General features: G+C 59.6%; 18 protein-coding genes and 1 riboswitch. Of the genes, 11 read left to right on the forward strand and 7 right to left on the reverse strand.

Features of this window, described 5'->3' with window-relative positions; all coding sequences use genetic code 11:
• Nucleotides 1-176: 176 nt before the first annotated feature.
• The 4 genes from GT495_RS07195 (at nt 177) to GT495_RS07210 (ending at nt 3,284) form a co-directional block, all read left to right on the forward strand.
• The gene (locus tag GT495_RS07195; protein WP_156327678.1) at nt 177-515 is read left to right on the forward strand and encodes a hypothetical protein; all 339 of its coding nucleotides are present in this window, start codon (nt 177-179) and stop codon (nt 513-515) included.
• A gap of 78 nt (nt 516-593) precedes the next feature.
• Nucleotides 594-1,289, forward strand: coding sequence for a Bax inhibitor-1 family protein (locus tag GT495_RS07200; RefSeq protein ID WP_161162103.1), 696 nt, complete (start codon nt 594-596; stop codon nt 1,287-1,289).
• A 138-nt stretch (nt 1,290-1,427) separates the two neighbouring features.
• Nucleotides 1,428-2,549: a TIGR02452 family protein gene (locus tag GT495_RS07205; protein ID WP_161162104.1), complete on the forward strand. Its 1,122-nt coding sequence runs from the start codon at nt 1,428-1,430 to the stop codon at nt 2,547-2,549.
• A gap of 75 nt (nt 2,550-2,624) precedes the next feature.
• Nucleotides 2,625-3,284: an SGNH/GDSL hydrolase family protein gene (locus GT495_RS07210; RefSeq protein WP_161162105.1), complete on the forward strand. Its 660-nt coding sequence runs from the start codon at nt 2,625-2,627 to the stop codon at nt 3,282-3,284.
• 242 nt (nt 3,285-3,526) lie between these two features.
• Here the strand turns inward: GT495_RS07210 and thiD are convergent, their stop codons facing one another.
• A complete protein-coding gene (gene thiD / locus GT495_RS07215) occupies nt 3,527-4,357 on the reverse strand; it encodes a bifunctional hydroxymethylpyrimidine kinase/phosphomethylpyrimidine kinase (protein ID WP_161162106.1) in 831 nt (276 codons plus the stop codon).
• Nucleotides 4,358-4,539: 182 nt separating this feature from the next.
• Nucleotides 4,540-5,874, reverse strand: coding sequence for a phosphomethylpyrimidine synthase ThiC (gene thiC, locus GT495_RS07220; protein ID WP_152073991.1), 1,335 nt, complete (start codon nt 5,872-5,874; stop codon nt 4,540-4,542).
• Nucleotides 5,866-5,982: riboswitch (TPP riboswitch) on the reverse strand. Its footprint overlaps the gene before it by 9 nt.
• Nucleotides 5,983-6,044: 62 nt before the next feature.
• Here thiC and GT495_RS07225 point away from each other — a divergent pair.
• Nucleotides 6,045-6,560 carry a hypothetical protein gene (locus GT495_RS07225; RefSeq protein WP_161162107.1) on the forward strand — a complete coding sequence of 172 codons (516 nt, stop codon included), beginning with the start codon at nt 6,045-6,047 and terminating at the stop codon, nt 6,558-6,560.
• A gap of 135 nt (nt 6,561-6,695) precedes the next feature.
• Here the strand turns inward: GT495_RS07225 and GT495_RS07230 are convergent, their stop codons facing one another.
• Both GT495_RS07230 and GT495_RS07235 read right to left on the reverse strand, forming a co-directional pair.
• Entirely contained in the window at nt 6,696-7,505 is an 810-nt protein-coding gene (locus tag GT495_RS07230) for a YaaA family protein (protein WP_161162108.1), read from the reverse strand.
• Nucleotides 7,506-7,607: 102 nt separating this feature from the next.
• Nucleotides 7,608-9,005 carry an aminopeptidase gene (locus GT495_RS07235; protein ID WP_161162109.1) on the reverse strand — a complete coding sequence of 466 codons (1,398 nt, stop codon included), beginning with the start codon at nt 9,003-9,005 and terminating at the stop codon, nt 7,608-7,610.
• A 166-nt stretch (nt 9,006-9,171) separates the two neighbouring features.
• On the opposite strand from GT495_RS07235, the gene polA reads away from it, so the two are divergent.
• Nucleotides 9,172-11,922 carry a DNA polymerase I gene (gene polA / locus GT495_RS07240; protein WP_161162110.1) on the forward strand — a complete coding sequence of 917 codons (2,751 nt, stop codon included), beginning with the start codon at nt 9,172-9,174 and terminating at the stop codon, nt 11,920-11,922.
• 269 nt (nt 11,923-12,191) lie between these two features.
• On the opposite strand, the gene GT495_RS07245 is transcribed toward polA, so the two are convergent.
• Complete coding sequence (locus GT495_RS07245) at nt 12,192-13,019, reverse strand: Cof-type HAD-IIB family hydrolase (protein ID WP_161162111.1); 828 nt, start codon at nt 13,017-13,019, stop codon at nt 12,192-12,194.
• Between the two features lie 555 nt (nt 13,020-13,574).
• Between GT495_RS07245 and GT495_RS07250 the strand changes: the two genes are divergently transcribed.
• From GT495_RS07250 to ndk, 4 genes are all read left to right on the forward strand, one after another.
• The gene (locus tag GT495_RS07250) at nt 13,575-14,801 is read left to right on the forward strand and encodes an argininosuccinate synthase (RefSeq protein ID WP_161162113.1); all 1,227 of its coding nucleotides are present in this window, start codon (nt 13,575-13,577) and stop codon (nt 14,799-14,801) included.
• 235 nt (nt 14,802-15,036) lie between these two features.
• Entirely contained in the window at nt 15,037-15,207 is a 171-nt protein-coding gene (locus GT495_RS07255) for a hypothetical protein (RefSeq protein ID WP_161162114.1), read from the forward strand.
• 118 nt (nt 15,208-15,325) lie between these two features.
• Complete coding sequence (gene argH / locus GT495_RS07260) at nt 15,326-16,756, forward strand: argininosuccinate lyase (RefSeq protein WP_161162115.1); 1,431 nt, start codon at nt 15,326-15,328, stop codon at nt 16,754-16,756.
• A 383-nt stretch (nt 16,757-17,139) separates the two neighbouring features.
• Nucleotides 17,140-17,544 carry a nucleoside-diphosphate kinase gene (gene ndk, locus GT495_RS07265; protein WP_156062832.1) on the forward strand — a complete coding sequence of 135 codons (405 nt, stop codon included), beginning with the start codon at nt 17,140-17,142 and terminating at the stop codon, nt 17,542-17,544.
• A gap of 176 nt (nt 17,545-17,720) precedes the next feature.
• On the opposite strand, the gene rpiB is transcribed toward ndk, so the two are convergent.
• Nucleotides 17,721-18,188, reverse strand: coding sequence for a ribose 5-phosphate isomerase B (gene rpiB, locus GT495_RS07270; protein WP_156597342.1), 468 nt, complete (start codon nt 18,186-18,188; stop codon nt 17,721-17,723).
• 272 nt (nt 18,189-18,460) lie between these two features.
• Between rpiB and GT495_RS07275 the strand changes: the two genes are divergently transcribed.
• Nucleotides 18,461-19,780: a serine dehydratase subunit alpha family protein gene (locus tag GT495_RS07275; RefSeq protein WP_161162116.1), complete on the forward strand. Its 1,320-nt coding sequence runs from the start codon at nt 18,461-18,463 to the stop codon at nt 19,778-19,780.
• A gap of 267 nt (nt 19,781-20,047) precedes the next feature.
• Here the strand turns inward: GT495_RS07275 and GT495_RS07280 are convergent, their stop codons facing one another.
• Complete coding sequence (locus tag GT495_RS07280; protein WP_161162117.1) at nt 20,048-20,806, reverse strand: HAD family hydrolase; 759 nt, start codon at nt 20,804-20,806, stop codon at nt 20,048-20,050.
• Nucleotides 20,807-21,022 lie beyond the last annotated feature (216 nt).

The following is a 21,022-nucleotide window of genomic DNA, read 5'->3' on the forward strand; positions in this document are numbered from 1 at the left end:
ACCGAGTTCTGATGGGAGAAGTGAACTTTTTGGCACTAAAATTGAATATTAGCCCTGTTGACCGCGGGTGTTCTTTTTGCTAACACGCCATGCGGACACGTGCGATTACTACGACACTCCAAAACCACAGTCTGTTCGCTTTACAACATGCAAACATGCGTTCGATAATAGGAGGCATGGAATATCGACAGACAGACGGCAAAACTCGGCGCGTGCACAAGCAGTATGTGGACGTCGTGGCCCGCATCCTCGCGGGCGGACAGGTCGTGCCGGTCACCGTCTGCTGGGTCGACGGCCGTTGTTTTACGATCGACGAAATTATCTCGACCACCGGGTTTGGCCTGATGGTCTACGGCATCCGTACGGCAACATATAAGGTGCGTTTTGGCGGGCACGCGACCGAGTTGTATCTGGAGGACCAGACGCGCGAGCGGGCAGACGGCTCGCAGGCACACGTGATGCGTTGGTGGGTCTGGGCCTTTGATCGTACGCTTGAGGGCGAGCGCCGTAGGTAAGGACGTGCGGCATTCGGGTACAATGGCAGGAATCTTGTCACCTACGGCGCTGTCGTGCGCTTTTTGAAAGGACGAAGTATGAACGATATCCAGGGCTATCAGAACGGCCCCATCGAGACCGGTGCAAGCCGTGCCAAGGAGATGTCGCCGCGCGCGTACAACCTTGTCATGTCTGCCCTGATCTTTTTGGGCTTTTGCGCCATGGGCGTCGGTGCTTACTTTACGAGCACCATGTCGTTTGCGCGCATGATGATGAGCGGCGCCGCTTTGCCGCTGGTCTTTGGCTCATTTATTTTGACCATCGTCGGCATGGTCATGATGTCGGCCGCCGCCAGCAAGCAGTCCGTGGGCCTGTCCCTTGTGGGCTACGTAATCTTTGCGAGCACCTTTGGCCTGACCGCGTCGTTTGGCCTTGCCAACTACGACCTGCCCACCATCAACACTGCCTTTATCGCCACGGCCGCCATCACCTTTGTCTTTGGCGCCTTGGGCGTGACGTTCCCCAAGTTTTTCCAGCGCGTATATGGCATCGGTTTTGGCATTCTGCTCGCTACTATTCTGGTTGAGATCGTGCTGATGTTCATGGGCGTCTCACAGACCATCACCGACCTGATCGTGATCGTGGTGTTCGCCGGCTTTATTGGCTACGACACCTATGTTGCCACGACGGTGCCGCCTACGCTGCCCAACGCCGTGCTTATGGCCTCTAACCTGTTCGTGGATATTATCAACGTGTTCCTGCGCATTCTGAACATCCTCGGCCGTCGCGACTAGTGGCGAATTGCGGCGGTGCTTGCCGTGCGTGCAAATCGATGCGAAAGGCGGTCCTTCGGGGCCGTCTTTTTTGTACGCGGCGGGGTATCATGGATGGGAAAAGCCGATAGCGGCAGAGACCGAGAAAGGTGACCACGTATGGCAGACGTCGACAACAGGAACCGTAACCGCAGGTCCAACCGAGCGGGTCAGCCCAATCCCAAGCGCGAGGCCCGTGCCAAGGCCGCCGAGCGTCACGTGGCAACTGTGTCCGAAGCGTGCGCCAAGGACATCGAGCGCTCACTCGCCGGCGTGCGCGAGTTTGACGGTATGCCTGCCGGCTTTGTCTCGGCGATGAAGGCCAAGGTTCAGAGTGCTGTGGCCACCGAAGAACAGGTTGCCGAGGACGTCGAGGGCGCGGAGGCTGCCGAGACCGAGACGGCGCCCGAGACCGAGGCAGCGCCTGAGCCTGCCGAGGAAATCGCCGAAGCTGAGTCCGCGCCTGCTGAGGAGCCCGCTCCGGTTCTGCCCGAGGTCACCGTGCTCGATGCCTCCACCACGCAGGCCATCTTGGACAACGGTCGTGGCTATGCGCAGTTCTGCGACATGGCCGTGCTCGCCTTTGCCTCGTTCACCAATCCGGGCGGTGGCTATATTCAGGGTTATCTGGGCCAGGAGGCCACGCTGTGCGCCGATTCGTATCTGTACAACGTTCTCGATAAGCAGCGCAAATGGTACGGCGAGAACCGTCGCCGCAACATCAACTGCGAGCTTTACCGAAACCGTGCGCTGGTGGTGCCTGCGGTGCGCTTCGACCGCAACCACGTGCATGCATACGCCGACGTGATCGTGGCCGCCGCGCCCAACGTTAAGCGCGCCCGCCAGGAGTATCGCGTGAGCGACGATGCTCTGCTGGATGCCCTGCGCGACCGTATCCGCTTTGTCCTTGCCATCTGCGACGAGCTGGGTCGCGAGAAGCTCGTGCTGGGTGCTTGGGGCTGCGAGAATAACGGGTTTGATGCCGAGGCTGTAGCCGAGCTCTTCCGCAAGGAGCTCGCGTCGGGTGACTTCAAGGTCAAACAGGTGTTCTTTGCCGTGCCTTCTACGCGCTGGGATGAGGACTTCGCCAAGTTTGATCATGTGTTGGCAAGCTTCCCCGAGCGTAATGAGGAGTCCTATGCTCAGGTTGCCGCCCGCGCCGCGGCCGCCCGTGCCGCCGAGCAGGCTCAGGCCGCTGCCGAGGACGATGAGGATGATGACGACTGGCGCAAATACCTGTAAACGGTGCGCGTGATGCGACATGCAGAGCCGACGGGGGCTGCTCCCGTCGGCTTTTTATTGAGTGGGGAGCATACGATGAAAAACGTTCTGTGCTTTGGCGACAGCAATACCTATGGCTATGATCCGGCTGGTATGCGCGATGGCACCGCGGTACGCTATGCGCAGGATGTGCGCTGGTGCGGCGTGGCGCAGCGTGACCTGGGTGAGGGCTGGCATGTGATTGAGGAGGGGCTCAACGGCCGCACGACGGTGCGCGACGATATGTGCCATCTGGACACCAACCTCAACGGCATTCGCGCGCTTCCAATGCTGCTCGAGGCCCATAAGCCGCTGGACGCCATTGTGATCATGCTGGGCACCAACGACTGTAAGACGGTATTTAACGTGACGGCTTCCGATATCGCCCGTGGCGCCATGGCGCTGATTCGCGCCGTCCGCGCGTTTCCGTGGACCGACGCTGCGCCCCGCCCGCGCATTCTGCTGATGGCTCCTATCAAGATCAAGCCGCAGATCGCCGATGTATATATGACCGATTTTGACAAGCATTCCGTTGAGGCCTCGGAGCATTTTGGCGAGTACTATGCGCATGTGGCCGAGCAGTTTGGCTGTGACTTTTTGAATGCCGCCGAGTTTGCCGAGCCGGGCGACATCGATTATCTGCATATGATGCCCGAAAGCCACGAGAGCCTGGGACATGCCGTGGCAGCCAAGCTCCAGGAGATGCTCGGTGAGTAGCGCGACCCCAAGCACCACAAAGGTACCCCTTGCGGTGCTTTGTGTCGCGCTTTGTCTCGATCTGTAACAGTTCTGAGGCCGAAAACGGGCTAGATGTTACAGATTGAGATTATTTAGGTCGATTTCGGTCGTTTGTCTCGATCTGTAACAGCTAGGGTCGATTTTGCCGAGTTACTGTTACAGATCGAGATGTTTGCGGGAACCACCACAAAGGTGTTCTTTGTGGTGGTTTGGGACGGGGCTTAGTACTGCCACATATGGTTGACAGGGCCGGAGCCTTTGCCCATGTTCAGGCCGGCGGCGAGGGCGCCGGTCAGGTAGGCCTTGCCGGCGTTGACGGCGTCGGCAAGATTCATGCCCTGGGCCAGCGCGCAGGCGATGGCGGACGAAAGCGTGCAGCCGGTACCATGCGTGTTGCCGGTCTCGATGCGCTTGTGGCGAAACCACGTAGTGAGCGGATCGCCCAGGCGGTTGCCCTCGTCATCGAGGGGCGCGGGCTCGGCCAGCACGTCGTTGGCCTCGTTGACAAAATGACCGCCCTTAACCAAGGCGGCGCAGCCAAAGCGGCGGGTGAGGAGCATAGCGGCATTTTGTTGTGTGCGCTCGGAATCGACCTCGTAGTCGAGCAGCGCCATAGCCTCGGGAATGTTGGGGGTGATGACCGTTGCCAACGGGAACAGACGGCGGGTGAGTGCCTCGGAGGCATCTTCGGCAATCAAGCGCGCGCCCGAGGTGGCGACCATGACGGGGTCGACGACGACGTTCGTTGCGTTCCAAGCGCTCAAGCGGTCGGCGATGACCTCGATAATCTCGACAGAGGAAACCATGCCGATCTTGACGGCGCTCGGGCGGATATCGTCAAAGACGGCATCAATTTGCGCGGCTACGATATCTGGCGAGATATCCTGCACGGCGGTGACACCCAGGGTGTTTTGCGCCGTGATGGCAGTGATGGCCGTCTCGGCATACAGGCGGTGCGCCGTGATGGTCTTGATGTCGGCCTGAATGCCGGCACCGCCGCTGGAATCGGATCCTGCGATGGACAGAACGGCAGGTACATTACTGCGATCCATGCTCACTCCCTTGTCCGATTGGATTCAAATGGGTCTTTAAGCCTGCATTATAGAGACGCCCGGGCCAACTCTATGTCGGACCCGGGCGGGTGATGCAATCTTTACGCAAATGAAAGCAAATGTTCACACGTCAACAATCGACGAACGTTGCTGAGGGCCTGCGACCGACCGTGGTGATAAGCCTAGTCCTCCATGCCAAGATCGATCGTCGTGCCCTCGAACACCTTGTTGACGGTGCGGACGGCGCACATCTTGCCGCACATGGTGCAGGTGCCCTCGGTGGCGGCGGGGGATTCCTCGTAGCGCTTCTTACCGGTGACCGGGTCGAGAGCGCACTTCCACATGGCATCCCAGTCGAGTTTGCGGCGTGCCCGACCCATCTTGTCGTCCATGTCGCGGGCGTGCGGCACCTTCTTGGCGATATCGGCGGCGTGCGCGGCAATCTTGGTGGCCATGAGGCCGTCGAGCACGTCCTGGGCGTTGGGCAGGCACAGGTGCTCGGCGGGCGTTACGTAGCACAGGAAGTCGGCGCCGGAGCTCGCGGAGATGGCGCCACCGATGGCGGCGGTGATGTGGTCGTAGCCCACGCCGATATCGGTCACCAGCGGCCCGAGCACATAGAACGGGGCGTTGTGGCACAGACGCTTCTGCAGCTTCATGTTGGCGGCGATCTCGTCGAGCGCCATGTGACCCGGACCCTCGACCATGACCTGGACGCCGGCAGCCCAGGCACGCTTGCACAGCTTGCCCAGTTCGATCATCTCGGCGGTCTCGGTGGCGTCGTTGGAGTCGTAGAGGCAGCCCGGGCGGCAGGAGTCGCCGAGCGAAATCGTCACGTCGTACTCGTGGCAAATCTCGAGCACCTCGTCGTAGAACTCGTAGAAGGGGTTTTCGTTGCCGGTGACCTCCATCCAGCCAAACAGCAGCGAGCCGCCGCGGCTGACGATGTTCATGAGGCGGCCGGTCTCCTTAAAGGTCTTGATAACCGACTTGTTGATGCCGCAGTGGATGGTCATAAAGTCCACACCGTCCTCGGCATGCGCGCGCACGACCTCGAGCAGGTCATCCTTAGTGAGCTTGACCAGCGGCTTTTCCATGTAACCGATGGCATCGTACATGGGGACGGTGCCCACCATGAGCGGTGTCTCGTCGATGAGCTGCTGGCGGAACTGGCGCGTCTTGCCCGAGTTGGAGAGGTCCATGATGGCGTCGGCGCCGTAATCCTCGGCAATCTTGACCTTCTTCCATTCCTCGGCGGCATCGGCCTTGTCGCCCGAGATACCCAGATTGACGTTGACCTTGGTGGACAGGCCCTCACCGACACCAAAGGCGCGCATGCCCTTTTTGATATGCACGATGTTGGCGGGAATGGCGATGCGGCCGTCGGCCACGCGCTCGCGGATGTACTCGGGGTCGCGATGCTCGCGCTCGGCGACCTCCTTCATCTGCGGTGTGATCTGCCCGGCGCGGGCGAAGTCGATTTGCGTGACGAGCGTGGGCTCGGTTTGTGTGCTCATTGGCACGGCTCCCTTCGTTGGCATTACCCATATCAGGTTTGCGGGTCAGGGCGGGCGCGCCCAATCTCAGCCTGCCGTCTTGTCCTGCAAGCTCCCCGTTATGTCATGGGCTCAAGTATAGCCTGAATGGGTACGATTGGGCCAACGAGCGTGCCTGTGGGGAGGCGTACATGGAAGACATGCATCTATATCGAGAGACGCAACGGGATGTATCGGCCGAGGGTGGCCGTGCGCACCATGGGTTGGTCGCGATTGGCTTTGCGGCGCTTGCCGTGCTGGTGATTGCCTTTTGTATTTGGACGTTTGGCGGTCAAGGCGGCGCTGCCTGGGAGTTCGAGGCTGATGATAGCCTACCGATTATGACGATGAAGGTCTCTGGCGGCAACACGGTGGCAGCTCCCGGTGATTATTGGTATCCGTGCGATGAGTTTGTGCAGTTGCAGCTGAGCGGTGGTTCCATTCCTGGTGAAGAGATCGAGCGCGTGACCTTCGATGCATCGCTTAAGACGCTGTCGGTCGCGCTCAAAGATCAAGGGGATGTGCCCACGACGATGGATATCGCGCTGACAGAATGGCGCCTGGAGCCCCCGTCGGGTGTTGCGGCGTCCGAGGTGGAGCATGTCAAGATTACCTATCAGGACGGCTCGACAAATGAAATTGCCAAAGCCGACGGTCTAGCAGAATAGGTGTCGCGCCTAGCCGGCCAATCATAGAAGTTGCGGTGGAATAGTTCCTGTTTGTGCGATAAAAGGCTCAAATAGGAACTATTCCACCGCAAGTTATATAGAGAAGGCTGAGCGGGTCAGTGTCGGGTGTCGGCTCTAGAGCATCTGTTCGTTGATGAACACGAGGGTGCCTGCGGGTGAAAGCTCGGGAAAGTGACGATAACCAACGTCGAACGCGGCGAGCCCGCTTGCATCCTCGAACTTGTTTTCTGCCATCCAGCGTACCATGGAGCCGCGCGCCTTTTTGCTGGCGGTCGAGCGCTGGATGGGCTTGCCGTTGCGGACGCCTTCGCCAAAGAGACATGTGACGACCGTGGCATCGGTGGTGAGGCAGGGCAGAACGGCTTTGGCGTATTCCACGCTGGCGAGGTTGACGATCGTAGCGTTGGAGCCTGCCGGAGCGATGGCCCGTGCGAGCTTGTCGCCCCAAAACGCGTAGAGGTCTCGGGTATCGTCGACGGCAAGCTTCGAGCCCATCTCCAGCCGATACGGTTCAACGGCATGAAAGGGGCGTACGCATCCGTAGAGCCCCGAGAGGATCCACAGATGGTCTTGCAGCCATGCGAGCTGCGCGGAATCCATCACCTCGGGCGCCATGCTCTGGTATTGAATGCCGTGATAGGACATGACGGCGGGGGAGATTCGACGCGCGATATCGGGATCGGCGAGGTCGGTATCGCTCAGGACGGGCATAAATTCGTGAAGCGTATCCAGGCACGCTGTAAGCAGCCTGTCGCTCACGTTCCAAAGGGTCTGAAGACCTGCCGCGCCATCCTCGCGTTCGATGCCCAACAGCGCCTGATGGAGTCGGGCCGTCTGATGTGCAAAAGGCGGTATGCCCCAAACGTCAAAGACATCTTGAGCTGTCCGCATCTGTTTGGCGGGCGAAATGACGACCTGTAGCATGGACTCTCCTCTACCAAAAAGGAAGTTGCGGTGGAATAATTCCTGTTTTGCCTGTTAAAAGGCATGTCTGGGAACTATTTCACCGCAAGTTACGAGGGTTGGTTAGGCGCGCTCGAGGAAGGCCTTGTAGCCACGATAGGCCTCGTAGATGTCGGCCTTGTTGGCGACCTCCCACAGGGCGTGCATGGACAGGACGGCAACGCCGGAGTCGATGACGTTCATGCCGTACTTGGCCATGATGTAGGCGATGGTGCCGCCGCCGCCCGCGTTGACGCGACCGAGCTCGCAGGTCTGGAAGTCCACGCCGGCCTCGTCCATGATGTCGCGGATAAGCGCCATGTACTCGGCATCGGCGTCGTTGGAACCGCCCTTGCCGCGGCTGCCCGTGTACTTGTTAAAGCACAGGCCGCGACCCATGAAGGCGGCGTTCTTGGTCTCGAACTTGCTGGCGTAGCCCGGGTCGAAGCCGGCGGACACATCGGAGGAAAGCATGCGGCTGCGGGCGAGCGCGCGGCGCAGGGCCAGCGGGCTATCCTCGCCGGCGAGCGCCATGATCTCGGCGACCGTGTTCTCGAAGAAGCGGCTCGTCATGCCGGTGGCACCCACGGAACCGATCTCCTCCTTGTCGACGATGAGTGTGATGCTCGTGCGCTCCACGTTGGCGACATTGATCTGGGCGAGCATGGACGGATAGGCGCAGACACGGTCGTCGTGGCCATAGCCCAGAATCATGGAGCGGTCGAGGCCCATGTCGCGGGCCGGGCCGGCGGGCACGACCTCGATCTCGGCGGAGAGGAAGTCCTCCTCCTCGACGTCATACTGCTCCTTGAGGATATCCAGGAACATCTGCTTGACGGGCTCCTTGGGAGCGTCCTTGTCGTCCTCGTCGAACTTGACGGGACGGCCGCCCACGATCACGTCGAGGATCTCGGCGTCGACGGCGTCCTTGGCGGGCTTGGCCATCTGCTCGCTCGAGAGGTGGATCAGCAGGTCGGAGATGGTAAAGACCGGGTCGTCGGCCTTGTCACCGATGTTGATGTCGACGGTGGTGCCGTCCTTTTTGCAGATGACGCCTACGAGTGCGAGCGGGGAAGCGACCCAGTGGTAGCTCTTGACGCCGCCATAGTAGTGCGTGTCGAGGTAGGCCATGTCGCCGGCCTCGAAGGCGGGGTTCTGCTTAAGGTCCAGGCGCGGCGAGTCCACGTGGGCGCCCAGGATGTTAAAGCCCTGCTCGAGCGGGGCAGTGCCCAGGTTGACGAGCATGAGGTCCTTGCCGTGATTGGCGGCGTACACCTTGTCGCCGGCCTTGAGCGCGCGGCCCTCGGCGATCACGGTCTCCAGATTGACGTAGCCCGCCTCCTCGGCCATCTTGATACCGGTCTTGACGCACAGGCGTTCGGTCTTGTTCTCGCTCAAAAACTGCTTATAGCCGCGGCAAAGCTCCTCGAGCTCCTCGATCTGCCGTGACGTGTACTTTTTCCATGCGCAGGGACGCTCCATGACGCAGGCTCCTTTCGGATCGATCGTGCTGGTTGATGTACCGTGAGCCATCGTATCACGTGCGCGCCCGCGGCGGCAGGGAAGCCTGATGTGCGGTGGCCGTGGGGCGGGGAGCGTGTAAACTGGTGTGAGCAAACCGTGCCCAGCCCAAAGCGAGGTATTCAATATGTCTGACAAGCGCCGTACCTTTGCCGTCCTCGACGGCAACTCGCTCATGCACCGCGCCTTCCACGCCGTGCCGCCCACCATGAACGCGCCGGACGGCCGTCCCACCAACGCGATCTTTGGCTTTTTGAATATGTTCCTCAAGATGATTGACGCCTTTAATCCCGACGGCGTTGTTGTGGCGTTTGACAAGGGCAAGCCGCGCGTGCGCATGGAGATGCTGCCGCAGTACAAGGCCCAGCGCCCGCCCATGGACCCCGATCTGCACGCACAGTTTCCCATGATTAAGGAGCTGCTCGCCGCGCTCAACGTGCCGATTTTGCAGTCCGAGGGCTGGGAAGGCGATGACATCCTGGGCACTATGGCGCGCCTGGGCGAGCAGGCCGGCTGCGACATGCTGCTGGTGACCGGCGACCGCGACATGTATCAGCTCGTGACCGAGCATGTCAACGTGGTCTCGACTCGCAAGGGCCTGTCCGACGTGGCGATTATGACGCCCGAGAGCGTGGATGACCTGTATCACGGCATCACGCCGGCGCTCGTGCCCGACTTTTATGGTCTGAAGGGCGACACGTCCGATAACATCCCCGGCGTGCCGGGCATCGGTCCCAAGAAGGCAAGCGCGCTCATCGCACAGTACGGTAGCCTGGACGAGGTCATCGCACACGCCGACGAGGTCAAGGGCAAGATGGGCGAAAACCTGCGCGCACACATCGATGACGCGCTGCTGAGCCGCAAGGTGGCGACCATCCGCACCGATGCGCCCGTCGAGCTCGATTTTGAGGCGACGTCCTTCCCGGCGTTTTCTGCCGACGAGGTTTCCGCGGCGCTGGGTACGCTTGGTATCACCGCCATGCAGAACCGTTTCCTGGCGCTGATCGGCGGCGAGGGCGGGGCTGCTGCTGTCTCCCGTGTGTTTGAGATGCCTGCGATGGTTCGCGCGGCCGCCGGCGATGCTGACGCGCTTGGCGCCGTTGCGGCTGAGGTCTCCCGCGCGATTGATGCCGGCGAGTGGGTCGCCGCCGTGGTGGACGACGACAAGGAAGAGGGCGCGCTCTTTGGACTGACGCGCACACTGTGGTTGGCGACGTCCAAGGGGCTGCTTGCGCTCGAGGAGGGCGACAGCGGCGCGGCGGCTGAGGTTGAGGGCTTCAACTTCGTCCACGGCGTGATTGCCGGCGTGCTCGCGCGTCTGTTTATGGAGGGTCGCGTGGCGAGCCCGGATATGAAGGCGCTGTTGCACGAGCTGTCGCCCATCGATTCTTCTGAGCCCGAGCTCATGGATCCGCTCTCTGCCGATTCCACGCGTATCTTCGATACCGTGGTCGCTGCCTATCTGCTGGATTCCGATCGCTCCGAGTTCGATGAGACATATCTTGCCGATACGTATCTGCAGATGGCGCTGCCTGCGGCGCGCGGCACAGAGGGTGTTGGTGAGGACGCTCCGGCGCCTGCCGCCCGTACCGCGGCCCTGACGCTGGCGCTTGTGGCGCCGCTGCGCGACCGCATGGCCCGCGAGAACGCCGCCAACGTGTTCGATGGGATTGAGATGCCACTCGTGCCGGTGCTTGCCAAGATGGAGCGCGCGGGCATGCTTGTAGACCCCGACCGTCTGCATAGTCTGTCCGAGGGGCTTGCCACCCAGATTTCCGAGGTCGAGCGCAGCATTCGCGACCTGGTGGGTGACGAGACCTTTAACATCGGCAGCCCCATGCAGCTCTCGCATGTGCTGTTTGATGTTCTGGGGCTTCCGACCAAGGGTCTCAAAAAGACCAAGCGCGGCTACTATTCGACCAACGCCAAGGTGTTGAGCGATCTTGCCCGCGACCACGAGATCGTGCGCCTGATTTTGGACTGGCGTGAGAAGTCCAAGATCAAATCGACCTATCTGGACACGCTGGGTCCGCTGCGCCGTGGCGACGGCCGTGTGCACACCACGTACAACCAGACCATCACGGCAACGGGGCGTCTGTCCTCGAGCGACCCGAACCTGCAGAACATCCCGACGCGCTCGGAGCTGGGGCGTACCGTCAAGACGGCGTTCTCGGCGGGCGAGGGCAGCGTCTTTTTGGCGGTGGACTACTCGCAGATCGAGCTGCGTCTGCTGGCGCATCTTTCGGGTGACGAGCACCTGGTGCGCGCCTTTAACGAGGGCGAGGACTTCCATGCCGAGACGGCCGCGCGCGTGTTTGGCGTGCCGGTGTCCGAGGTGACACCCGACCTGCGCAGTCGCGCCAAGGCCGTGAACTTTGGCATCGTGTATGGTCAGCAGGCCTATGGCCTGTCACAGTCGCTGCATATCTCGATGGCCGAGGCACGCGATATGATCGACCGTTACTACGAGGCCTACCCGGGTGTGCGCACGTTCCTCGACAATGTGGTGGCGCGTGCCAAGCAGACGGGCTATGCCGAGACCATGTATGGCCGCAGACGCCACATTCCGGAGCTCAAGGCCAAAAACCCACAGCTCCGCGGCTTTGGTGAGCGTACGGCCATGAACCACCCCATGCAGGGCACCGCCGCCGACATCATCAAGATCGCGATGGCCCGCGTAAGCCGCCGTCTGGAAGAAGAAGGCTTTGCCGCACACATGATCCTGCAGGTACACGACGAACTGGACTTTGAGTGCCCGGTGGACGAGGTAGAGCGCTTGACCGCGATGGTGCGCGACGTCATGGAGCACGTCGTGGACCTCCGCGTGCCGTTGATCGCCGAAGCCAGCACCGGCATAACCTGGGCCGACGCGAAATAGGAAAGCAACCACAGTTCCAAAGTAACCAAAAACAGAAGGACGCCCCTCATCAACAAGGAGCGTCCTTCGTTCAATTAAATTCAGCCAAAGTATCTAGGCGCCAAGACGCCATCCAGGCGGCAAGCAAGTCAACGTAGCCATGCCCGGGGCCGGCCGTTTGATTTTTGTAGATTCCGCACGAGCCGAAGAGCACTTAATGTGCTCTTCGAGCGAGCCCAGGACCTGACCGAGCAAAAATCAAACGGCCGGCCCCGGGCATGGCGGCGAGTTTAACGAGCCGCCAGGATGGCGTCGATGAGCGTCAGTACGCCCCCGTCGTTGTTGCTCGGAATGCGCCACTTGGCGTGCGCGTTCATATGCTCCTCGGCATTGTCCACGATAAAGCTATGCCCGACTCGCTCCAGCATGGGAATATCGTTGTAGGTATCGCCCACGGCGGCGGCATCGGCAATATCGATGCCCAGGTGCTCGCACAGGTGCGCGACGCCGGCGCCCTTGTCGACGCCCAGGTTCATAAAGTCGATCCACTCGCGCCCGGCGTTGGTGACGTAGAGCTTGTCCGAGAACTCGGGGCTATAGGTCTCGCGGAATGCGGGCTCGGCGTCATAGGCGGGGAAGAAGATCGAGATCTTGTTGGACGCGACATCAATGCCCTCAAAGCTGTCGACGTAGTTGATCGTGTTGTAGTAGACGCTGATCTCGTCGTGGTATTGATGGTCGCGGGCAAGCACGTAGAACTCGTCGAAGCAGCACAGGACGGGGACCGCGCGAGAATCCTCCGAGGCGCGGCTCAAGACCTGCTGATACAGCGCCACATCGATGTTGCTCTTATAGATATAGTTGCCGCGATAGATGACGCAGGCTCCGTTGTCGGGACAAAAAGCAAGGCGGTTCTTAAAGCTCTCGAACATTTCCTCGAGTCTGGGGGCGGGACGTCCACTGGCGGGGCAGAACACGATGCCGGCGTCGGCGAGCTTGTCCAGGCGCTCGTCAAGACCCTGGGGCAACACGCGCTCGTCGGTGAGCAGCGTCTTATCCATGTCGACGGCGATGAGTTTAATCTTGCCGATGTTAGCGTCTGATTCGTAAGTCTGCATAAAATGCGCCTTTCCGTTTCCAGATTGTTTCGGGCGTAATGACCCTCTGCTATTTAATCGAGCGTATTTTCGCAGGAATGGTGCGTATTTGCACAGTAATTCACAAACTAATGAAAAAACTTTTCAGAAATTTGAATTTGTCGCTTGTACAGCGAGCACTTTATCGTAATATAGCGACCATCGAAAACGGAGATGGCGAAAGAACCGCTTACCGAAGAAAAGGTACCGTTTGCGATATTTGAATTGCGCCCGGCGATACGTGAAAGGAGAGGCAGATGCAGTTCGTACAGATCATCACCACTGCAGACAATGCCATCCGACGCCAGCGCGCAATTTCCCGACGACGATAACAATCGTCTCTGTCCGTATGGGGTGAAATGCCCCAACAGAGTCATTTTGAGGTCGTTGGGTTTTAGCACGACATAGACGCATGTTTCTAGGGCATGTATGTGCTGATTTTTGCTATTTAACCTGATATTGCACGATAAGTGACCTTGAAATGACTTGCACCTGACCGATGTTCTAACTAGCTACCAAGGGCGAAAGGAAACAGCCATGAGCAAGGAAAAAGTCGTTCTCGCATATTCCGGTGGTCTTGATACATCCGTATGTGTCAAGTGGCTCCAGGACGAAAAGAATCTCGATGTCGTTTGTGTCTGCGGCAATGTGGGCCAGGAGGAGACCGGCCTGGACGCCAAGAAGCAAAAGGCCCTCGACCTGGGCGTTCTGGATTGCCAGGTGCTCGACCTGCGCGACGAGTTCTCCGATGAGTTCCTGACTAAGGCCATCGCCGCCAACTCCATGTACGAGAACAAGTACCCGCTACTCTCCGCCCTGTCCCGCCCGCTGCTCGCCAAGAAGCTTGTCGAGGTCGCTCACGAGTTTGGCGCGACCTACGTCGCCCACGGCTGCACCGGCAAGGGTAACGACCAGGTTCGTTTTGAGGCTGCCGTCAAAGCCCTCGACCCCGAGCTTAAGGTTATCGCCCCGGTTCGCGAGTGGGATCTGAAGTGCCGTCCCGACGAGGTCGCCTATGCTCACGCCCACAACGTGCCGGTTCCCGAGGGTGCCAACGACAACCCCTATTCCATCGACGACAACCTGTGGGGTCGTGCCATTGAGTGCGGCCACCTGGAGGATCCCTGGAACGAGCCGCTCTACGACGCCTGGGTTATGACCAAGAATCCCGAGGACACGCCCGACACCCCGACGTATACCGAGATTGAGTTTGAGGCGGGCAAGCCCGTCGCCGTCGACGGCAAGAAGATGAAGCTCTCCGAGATCGTCATCGCCCTCAACAAGATTTCGGGTGACAACGGCTTTGGCCGTCTCGACCTGGTTGAGGACCGTCTGGTGGGCCTCAAGAGCCGCGAGTGCTATGAGGTTCCCGGCGCCCTGACGCTCATCACCGCCCACAAGGCACTCGAGGATATCTGCGTCGAGGGCGACCTACTCAAGACCAAGATTAAGCTCGAGCAGGATTGGGCCACCGTCGTGTACAACGGCCAGTGGTATAGTCCGCTCAAAAACGCACTCGATGCCTTTATGGCCGACACCCAGAAGTTCGTGACCGGCACCGTTCGTCTGAAGTTCTTTAAGGGCAACTGCCATGTTGTCGGCCGCAAGAGCCCCTTCAGCCTTTACGACTATGGCCTGGCCACCTACGACCGTGACACCACGTTTGACGAGAAGGCCAGCGCCGGCTTTATCGAGATCGATACGCTGTCGCTCAAGACGTGGGCTAAGGTCCAGGGTCCCAGCTCTGCTGCCGCCCAGGCTTAAAGCTTCCTTTTCTTGGTATCCGCGCGGCCCATCCGCGTGATACATAACGGGCGCATGGGGTCCCTACCTTTCGTTATGCTTGCTGACACTTCTTAACATCGGTGGCCCCTACGTTCCGCCCGCATATATGATGCCGCGACTGCGGCTGAGTCCGAGCCCCGCCGGGGTTGTCCGGTGGGGCTCTTTCTATCAATTTGGCGGCTCTGCGCCTATATATATCTGAGGAGTATCCATTATGTTCAATGCTATCGCGAATGCTTTGCTCTCCCTCGCGCCCGAGTTCGATGCTGCAAAGGTCGAGGAGGTCCCGATGAGCCTGAAGGCATGGATTGACGGCTCGGCGAGCAACGGCTGGCGGGAGTCGATGGGCGCCAAGTGCCTGGTGCGTCACTTCTTTGCAAATTAGCGCTATGGCCCCGCACGCAGTGGGGAATGTGCAAAACTAGCGGTTGGTAAATCGCTTTAGCGACATGGCGCATTTCGTTGGGCGCTTGGTTTGGTATTTGATGAAAGGGGACGATTCCATGGCTCTTTGGGGCGGTCGTTTTGAGGCGGGCGTGGCCGAGGTCACGCAGGAGTTTGGCGCGTCGTTGCCGGTCGACAAGCATCTCTATAAACAGGATATCGCCGGCTCTAAGGCGCATGCCAAGATGCTGGCCGCCCAGGGCATCATCAGTGTCGAGGACGAGCAGGCGATTGCCGAGGGCCTGACCGGAATCGAGCAGGATATCGATGCCGGCAACTTCTGCTTCGATATCAACGACGAGGATATCCATATGTCTATCGAGAGCGAGCTGACGCGTCGCATCGGCGAGGCTGGCAAGCGCTTGCATACCGGACGTTCGCGCAACGACCAGGTGGCGACCGACACGCGCTTGGGCGTCAAGGCACTGGCCAAGGAGCTCATGGAGGCCAATCTCGAGCTGCGCCATGTACTGGTGGATGCGGCCAAGAAGTACGACAAGGTGATTCTGCCGGGCTATACGCACATGCAGCATGCTCAGCCCGTGCTGCTGTCGCATCATCTGCTGGCGTTTTCCTGGATGTTCGCGCGCGACTTTACGCGCCTGAAGGCCGCCTTTGATGCCGCTGACAACTGCCCGCTGGGTGCTGCCGCGCTTGCCGGTACGAGCTATCCGCTCGATCGCCAGATGACGGCTGCCGAACTTGGCTTTGCGGGCGTGATTCCCAACTCGCTCGATGCGGTTTCCGACCGTGATTTCCTGCTCGATCTGCATTACGCCGGCTCCGTCATGGCGATGCATCTGTCGCGTCTTTCCGAGGAAATCGTGCTGTGGTCGAGCTCCGAATTTGGCTTTATCACGCTTTCCGACTCCTACTCCACCGGCTCGTCCATCATGCCGCAGAAGAAGAATCCCGATTTTGCCGAGCTTATCCGCGGCAAGAGCGGCCGAGTCTATGGCAACCTGGTGCAGCTGCTCGTGACCATGAAGGGCTTGCCGCTCGCTTATAACAAGGACTTGCAGGAGGACAAGGAGGGCGCGCTCGATACCGCCCATACGCTCATGCAGTGCCTGTCCGTTATGGCCGGAATGATTTCGACCTGGACCGTCAACGAGGATGCCATGGCGCGCGAGTGCGGCGTGGGGCACCTTGCCGCCACCGATGTTGCCGATTACCTGGCTAAGCGCGGTCTGCCGTTCCGCGAGGCACATGCCGTGGTGGGGCATCTGGTCTTGATGTGCGAGAAGCGCGGCTGCAATCTTGAGGACCTGCCGTTTGAGGTGTTCCAGGAGGCAAGCCCGCTCTTTGAGCGCGACATTACCGAGGCTCTCGACATTCCGTCGATTGTCGCTGCGCGCACGACCGAGGGCGGTACCGCCCCTGCCGCCGTTGCCGTGCAGCTGCAGCGTGCCGAGGCGCAACTCGTTTCCGACGAAGGTGTGTTTGGGTCGCTAACCAGGGTCGTTGAGATGGGACACGGGGCAAAGTAAGGTTTTGGCTGAAGCGGCTTTGACCATGTATTGATAAATCGTTTTGCTGTTGCGGGCGTCTGCTGTTGCGGGCGCCCGTATTTTGTTGCTATGGGGGAGGAACATGTCGAGAACTTCTGTAGGACCTTTGGGCGGGTTGTGAAGGGGGTACGTCCACGGGCGGCAACCGACCGTCTGCTCGGTTCGATGCGGATGATGCTCGGTCGGATGGTACTCTAATCGGACTTCAAAACATAAGTGACACATATGGAACGCTTTAATAAATTGTAACGTTTCAAAAAACAGCTTTTGTTTAACTGCATCTAAAACTCTGTTACGATGCAGTCCAGGCGGGTGCCGGAATGGGACTTGGGCACGCGCGAACCTACTTGAAAGGCTACCCTATGGCTATCGAGAAGACCTTCATCATGATTAAGCCCGACGCTGTGCGCGACCGTAAGATCGGCGAGATCGTCGCTCGCATTGAGCGCAGCGGCCTTGTCATCGAGCGCATGGAGATGACCACGCTCGAGCGCGCTACCGCCGAGGAGCATTACGCCCATCTGGCCGACAAGCCCTTCTTTGGCGGTCTGTGCGACTTTATGACGAGCGGTCCGGTCGTCAAGATGGTCGTTTCCGGTTCTTCCGCTGTTGCTAAGATGCGCACCCTTATGGGCGCCACCAATCCGCTCGACGCTGCCCCTGGCACCATCCGCGGCGACTTTGCCGTCGATGTCAACGCCAACGTGATCCACGGCTCCGACTGCCTGGAGAACGCCGAGATCGAGATCAAGCGTTTCTTTGGCTAAACCAGCTTTGACTCCTTAAAGCTGTTAGCGTGTGGCTTGGGCGCCGCGGAACTCCATCCGCGGCGCTCTTTTTTATACCAGTAGATTTCTAGGCATGTCCCAAAAATCTACAAAGGTGCCCGCCCGGATGTGTGTTCCGAGCGGGCACCTTGCTGTGAGCTTTTTCGCTAAGTAGTTTAGGCCTCGTCGACGACCTTGAGTCCGCGGGTCTGGTCGATCTCATTGAGGAGATTTACGCGACGCTCGTGGCGACCGCCCTCAAACTCGGCGTCGAGCCACTCGTCGACAATCATCTTGGCAAGTTCGGAGCCCACGACGCGGGCACCAAAGGCGAGCACGTTGGTGTTATTGTGCATGCGCGAGAGCTTGGCGCTGAAGGGCTCGGAGCACACGACGGCGCGAACGCCCTCGACCTTATTGGCGGCAAGACTGATCCCGACGCCGGTGCCGCAGATCAGGATGCCCAGATCGACGTTGCCGTTGGCTACTGCCTTGCCCACCTTATAGCCGGCGATGGGGTAATCGAAGCTCTCGGAGGTGTCGGTTCCAAAGTTCACGACCTCATAGCCGCGCTCCTTCAGGTGCTCGGAGATGATGTTCTTGAGCTCGACGGCGGCGTGGTCGTTACCGATACCGATCTTCATGGATGGTTCCTCTCTGGTCCGTGCGGCGGAATTGCTAAAGGTTTTACCGCGTTCGACTGCATGATAGCGCGACTTTTGTGTAATCGCTCGGGCGTTTTTTGGTCAAACGCTTTAGCATGCAACAAGACTAGCTTCTCATGCATGAATGCCGTCACTTTGCGCTTGAACACCGTCCGCCGGAACTTGGGTTGCGGTTTTTGATGCATTGTTATCAAATAAATAGAGCTAACTACTATCGAGAGCCCAGTCCGTTATGCAAGCAGGAGATACCTATGCCTACCGATTCTATCCGCGATGCCGCATTTTGCGATGTCTTGAACCGCGAGCTTGTCTGCGCGCTCGGCTGCACCGAGCCTATTGCCGTTGCCTATGCAGCGGCGCTGACGAGCCAGACGCTCGGTTGTGAACCCGATCATATGGATGTTGCCTGCTCGGGCAATATCATCAAGAACGTTAAGAGCGTGACCGTGCCCAACTCGGGCGGTATGCACGGTATTGAAGCGGCGGCCGTGCTGGGTGCCGTGGGTGGCGACGCCAAGAGCGCGCTCGAGGTGCTCGAGAGCGTTAACGACGAAGATCGTGCTCGCGTGGCCGAGCTCCTCGCCGATGCCGGTTACTGCGATGTGTCGCTTGCCGAGGGTGTGCCCAACCTTTACATCAAGGTGACTGCCACGGCCGGTGGTCATATCGCGGTCGTCGAGATTACCGACCACCACACCAATGTCACGTGCCATATGCTTGACGGTATTCCGGTATGCGGCAAGTCGGCGGGGGAGTGTGCCGCCTGCGCCGAGCGCGTCGTGGCCGAGCGTGCGGCAGATAGCGCCGACACGCCCATGTCGATCGAGTCCATCATCGACTTCATCGAGGACGGCGACATCGATGGCGCCCGCGCCGCCGTTGAGCGTCAGATTGAGCTGAACGGTGCGATCAGTGCCGAGGGCCTCGCGCACGCTTGGGGCGCCGAGGTGGGCCGTACGCTGCTGGGTGCTCGTGCCGATGACGTCGCCTGTCGTGCCCGTGCCCGTGCAGCCGCCGGGTCCGACGCTCGCATGAACGGCTGTGCTTTGCCGGTCGTCATTGTGTGCGGCTCGGGCAATCAGGGCATTACCTGCGCCTTGCCCGTTATGGAGTATGCCGAGTACCTGCGCTGCGACCACGAGCGCCTGGTGCGCGCCGTGATGCTGTCCGATCTTATCGCCGTGCATATCAAGAGCTATATCGGTGCGCTCTCGGCGTTTTGCGGTGCTATTTGCGCCGCGTGCGGCGCCGGCGCTGCGATTACCTGGCTGTGCGGTGGCACGCGCGAGCAGATTGGCGCGACGGTTTCGAACACGCTCGGCAACGTGGGCGGCATCGTGTGCGATGGCGCCAAGGCAAGCTGTGCCGCCAAGATTTCCGCTGCCGTCGATGCGGCGATTCTGGGCCACGATATGGCCATGCAGGGTCGCGGCTTTCGTGCCGGTGAGGGCCTCATTCAGGATACCGTCGAGCAGACGATCGCCAGCATGGGCTATGTGGGCCGTGTGGGTATGAAGGATACCGACATCGAGATTCTCAACATTATGATTGGCAAAACCCAAGTCTGTTAGTTACGCGGTTTTACCAAACCGCGCAACCAGTTGCCGCTGCAAACGCCCCTAAGCGGCAATCTGCCTTTCAATCGTCGGGCATGGCCAGAAGGCCTATGCCCTCCTCGTTCAAGGCACATTGCTCGCTTAGGGGCGTTTTCGCTGACTTATGCTCAACCTGCGGCGCTATTTTGTTTGGAACGGCTGCCGTCAAACAATGTTTGTATGTAGTCGTTGGGGACGTTCTTGTTTGACTAGTCGTTTAAGAACGTCCCCAACGACTAACCCTTACGACAGTTCGTCGGCTACTTGGTGCTCATAGAAGGCTTCGATTACGGCGTTAAAGTCGCGGGCGAAGTCTTCCATGGTTCCGCGCCAGGTGGCTCGGCCGGGTTTTCCCTGGCCAACATAGGCGGTTTGAATACCATAGGCGGGGCTGGGGAAGTCGCGCTTGGGATCGTTGCCCACCATAAGGACCTCGTGCGGCTTGAGCCCCATCACCTGAAGCTGCTCTAGATAGTAGGTGGCATCGGGTTTGCAGCGGGTGGCGTTTCCCATGTGCGTGACGAGCTCAAAGGGGACGTCGGCCAGGCCGCCCCAACCCATGCGGCACTCGATGGCGCCTTGGGGAAAGCTGGGGTTCGTAAAGAGCGCGCAGCGCAGGCCCGCGTTCTGTACCGCCTGAAGCGCGGCGTGCGCACCCGGCATGGCTTTCGCATTGATTACGTCATCGTTCTTGTACGGCAGGACTTCACGATCGTAGTAGGTAAACGCCTCGTAGATGAGTGGGTCCGAGAGGCAAATGCCGCACCGGCGCTCAACCTCTTCTTGGTAGAACTCAAGATTGGTGCGATTATCCGTGCCGCTTCGACGATTGGCGTTGAGGTTGACCAGAATCGTGCCCAGGCGTGCCATCGTGCCACCGCGGCTGCGGCGACCGATATCCGCGAGCATCGACGAGACATCCTTAAAATACCGAAGGATGAACGCGTTGAGGTTAATGCTAAGAAGCGTCTCGTCCATATCGAAAACGACTGCTTTGAGCACGCGGGCACCTTTCTCGAAAAATCGTTCCAGAATCGTATGTCTGGGATACTTTACCCCAAAGGCGTATGGGCAAACTGTTTATCGTCAAGTTGTGGAGACAGCTGTCCGTAAGATTACGAAAAAAGGATTACGAAAAAAGGGTTGATTTCCGATCTCAGCCGAACACATTGAGCAAATAGGCCGTTCCCGCAGTTAGCCGAACGCCCCCGCGGCCCC

This window comes from Collinsella sp. BIOML-A6 (assembly GCF_009875845.1).
Lineage (GTDB): Bacteria > Actinomycetota > Coriobacteriia > Coriobacteriales > Coriobacteriaceae > Collinsella > Collinsella aerofaciens_H.

Bases quoted from the DNA above. Each gene is read 5' to 3' on its own strand.
- GT495_RS07230 (WP_161162108.1), bottom strand. From the start codon at position 7,505: ATGCTACAGGTCGTCATTTCGCCCGCCAAACAGATGCGGACAGCTCAA.
- GT495_RS07245 (WP_161162111.1), bottom strand. From the start codon at position 13,019: ATGCAGACTTACGAATCAGACGCTAACATCGGCAAGATTAAACTCATC.
- rpiB (WP_156597342.1), bottom strand. From the start codon at position 18,188: ATGAAGATCGGTATCGGTAACGACCACGCCGCCGTCGAGCTCAAGAAC.
- GT495_RS07210 (WP_161162105.1), top strand. From the start codon at position 2,625: ATGAAAAACGTTCTGTGCTTTGGCGACAGCAATACCTATGGCTATGAT.
- GT495_RS07200 (WP_161162103.1), top strand. From the start codon at position 594: ATGAACGATATCCAGGGCTATCAGAACGGCCCCATCGAGACCGGTGCA.
- GT495_RS07275 (WP_161162116.1), top strand. From the start codon at position 18,461: ATGCCTACCGATTCTATCCGCGATGCCGCATTTTGCGATGTCTTGAAC.
- thiC (WP_152073991.1), bottom strand. From the start codon at position 5,874: ATGAGCACACAAACCGAGCCCACGCTCGTCACGCAAATCGACTTCGCC.
- GT495_RS07225 (WP_161162107.1), top strand. From the start codon at position 6,045: ATGGAAGACATGCATCTATATCGAGAGACGCAACGGGATGTATCGGCC.
- GT495_RS07205 (WP_161162104.1), top strand. From the start codon at position 1,428: ATGGCAGACGTCGACAACAGGAACCGTAACCGCAGGTCCAACCGAGCG.
- thiD (WP_161162106.1), bottom strand. From the start codon at position 4,357: ATGGATCGCAGTAATGTACCTGCCGTTCTGTCCATCGCAGGATCCGAT.
- GT495_RS07235 (WP_161162109.1), bottom strand. From the start codon at position 9,005: ATGGAGCGTCCCTGCGCATGGAAAAAGTACACGTCACGGCAGATCGAG.
- argH (WP_161162115.1), top strand. From the start codon at position 15,326: ATGGCTCTTTGGGGCGGTCGTTTTGAGGCGGGCGTGGCCGAGGTCACG.
- polA (WP_161162110.1), top strand. From the start codon at position 9,172: ATGTCTGACAAGCGCCGTACCTTTGCCGTCCTCGACGGCAACTCGCTC.
- GT495_RS07250 (WP_161162113.1), top strand. From the start codon at position 13,575: ATGAGCAAGGAAAAAGTCGTTCTCGCATATTCCGGTGGTCTTGATACA.
- GT495_RS07195 (WP_156327678.1), top strand. From the start codon at position 177: ATGGAATATCGACAGACAGACGGCAAAACTCGGCGCGTGCACAAGCAG.
- ndk (WP_156062832.1), top strand. From the start codon at position 17,140: ATGGCTATCGAGAAGACCTTCATCATGATTAAGCCCGACGCTGTGCGC.
- GT495_RS07255 (WP_161162114.1), top strand. From the start codon at position 15,037: ATGTTCAATGCTATCGCGAATGCTTTGCTCTCCCTCGCGCCCGAGTTC.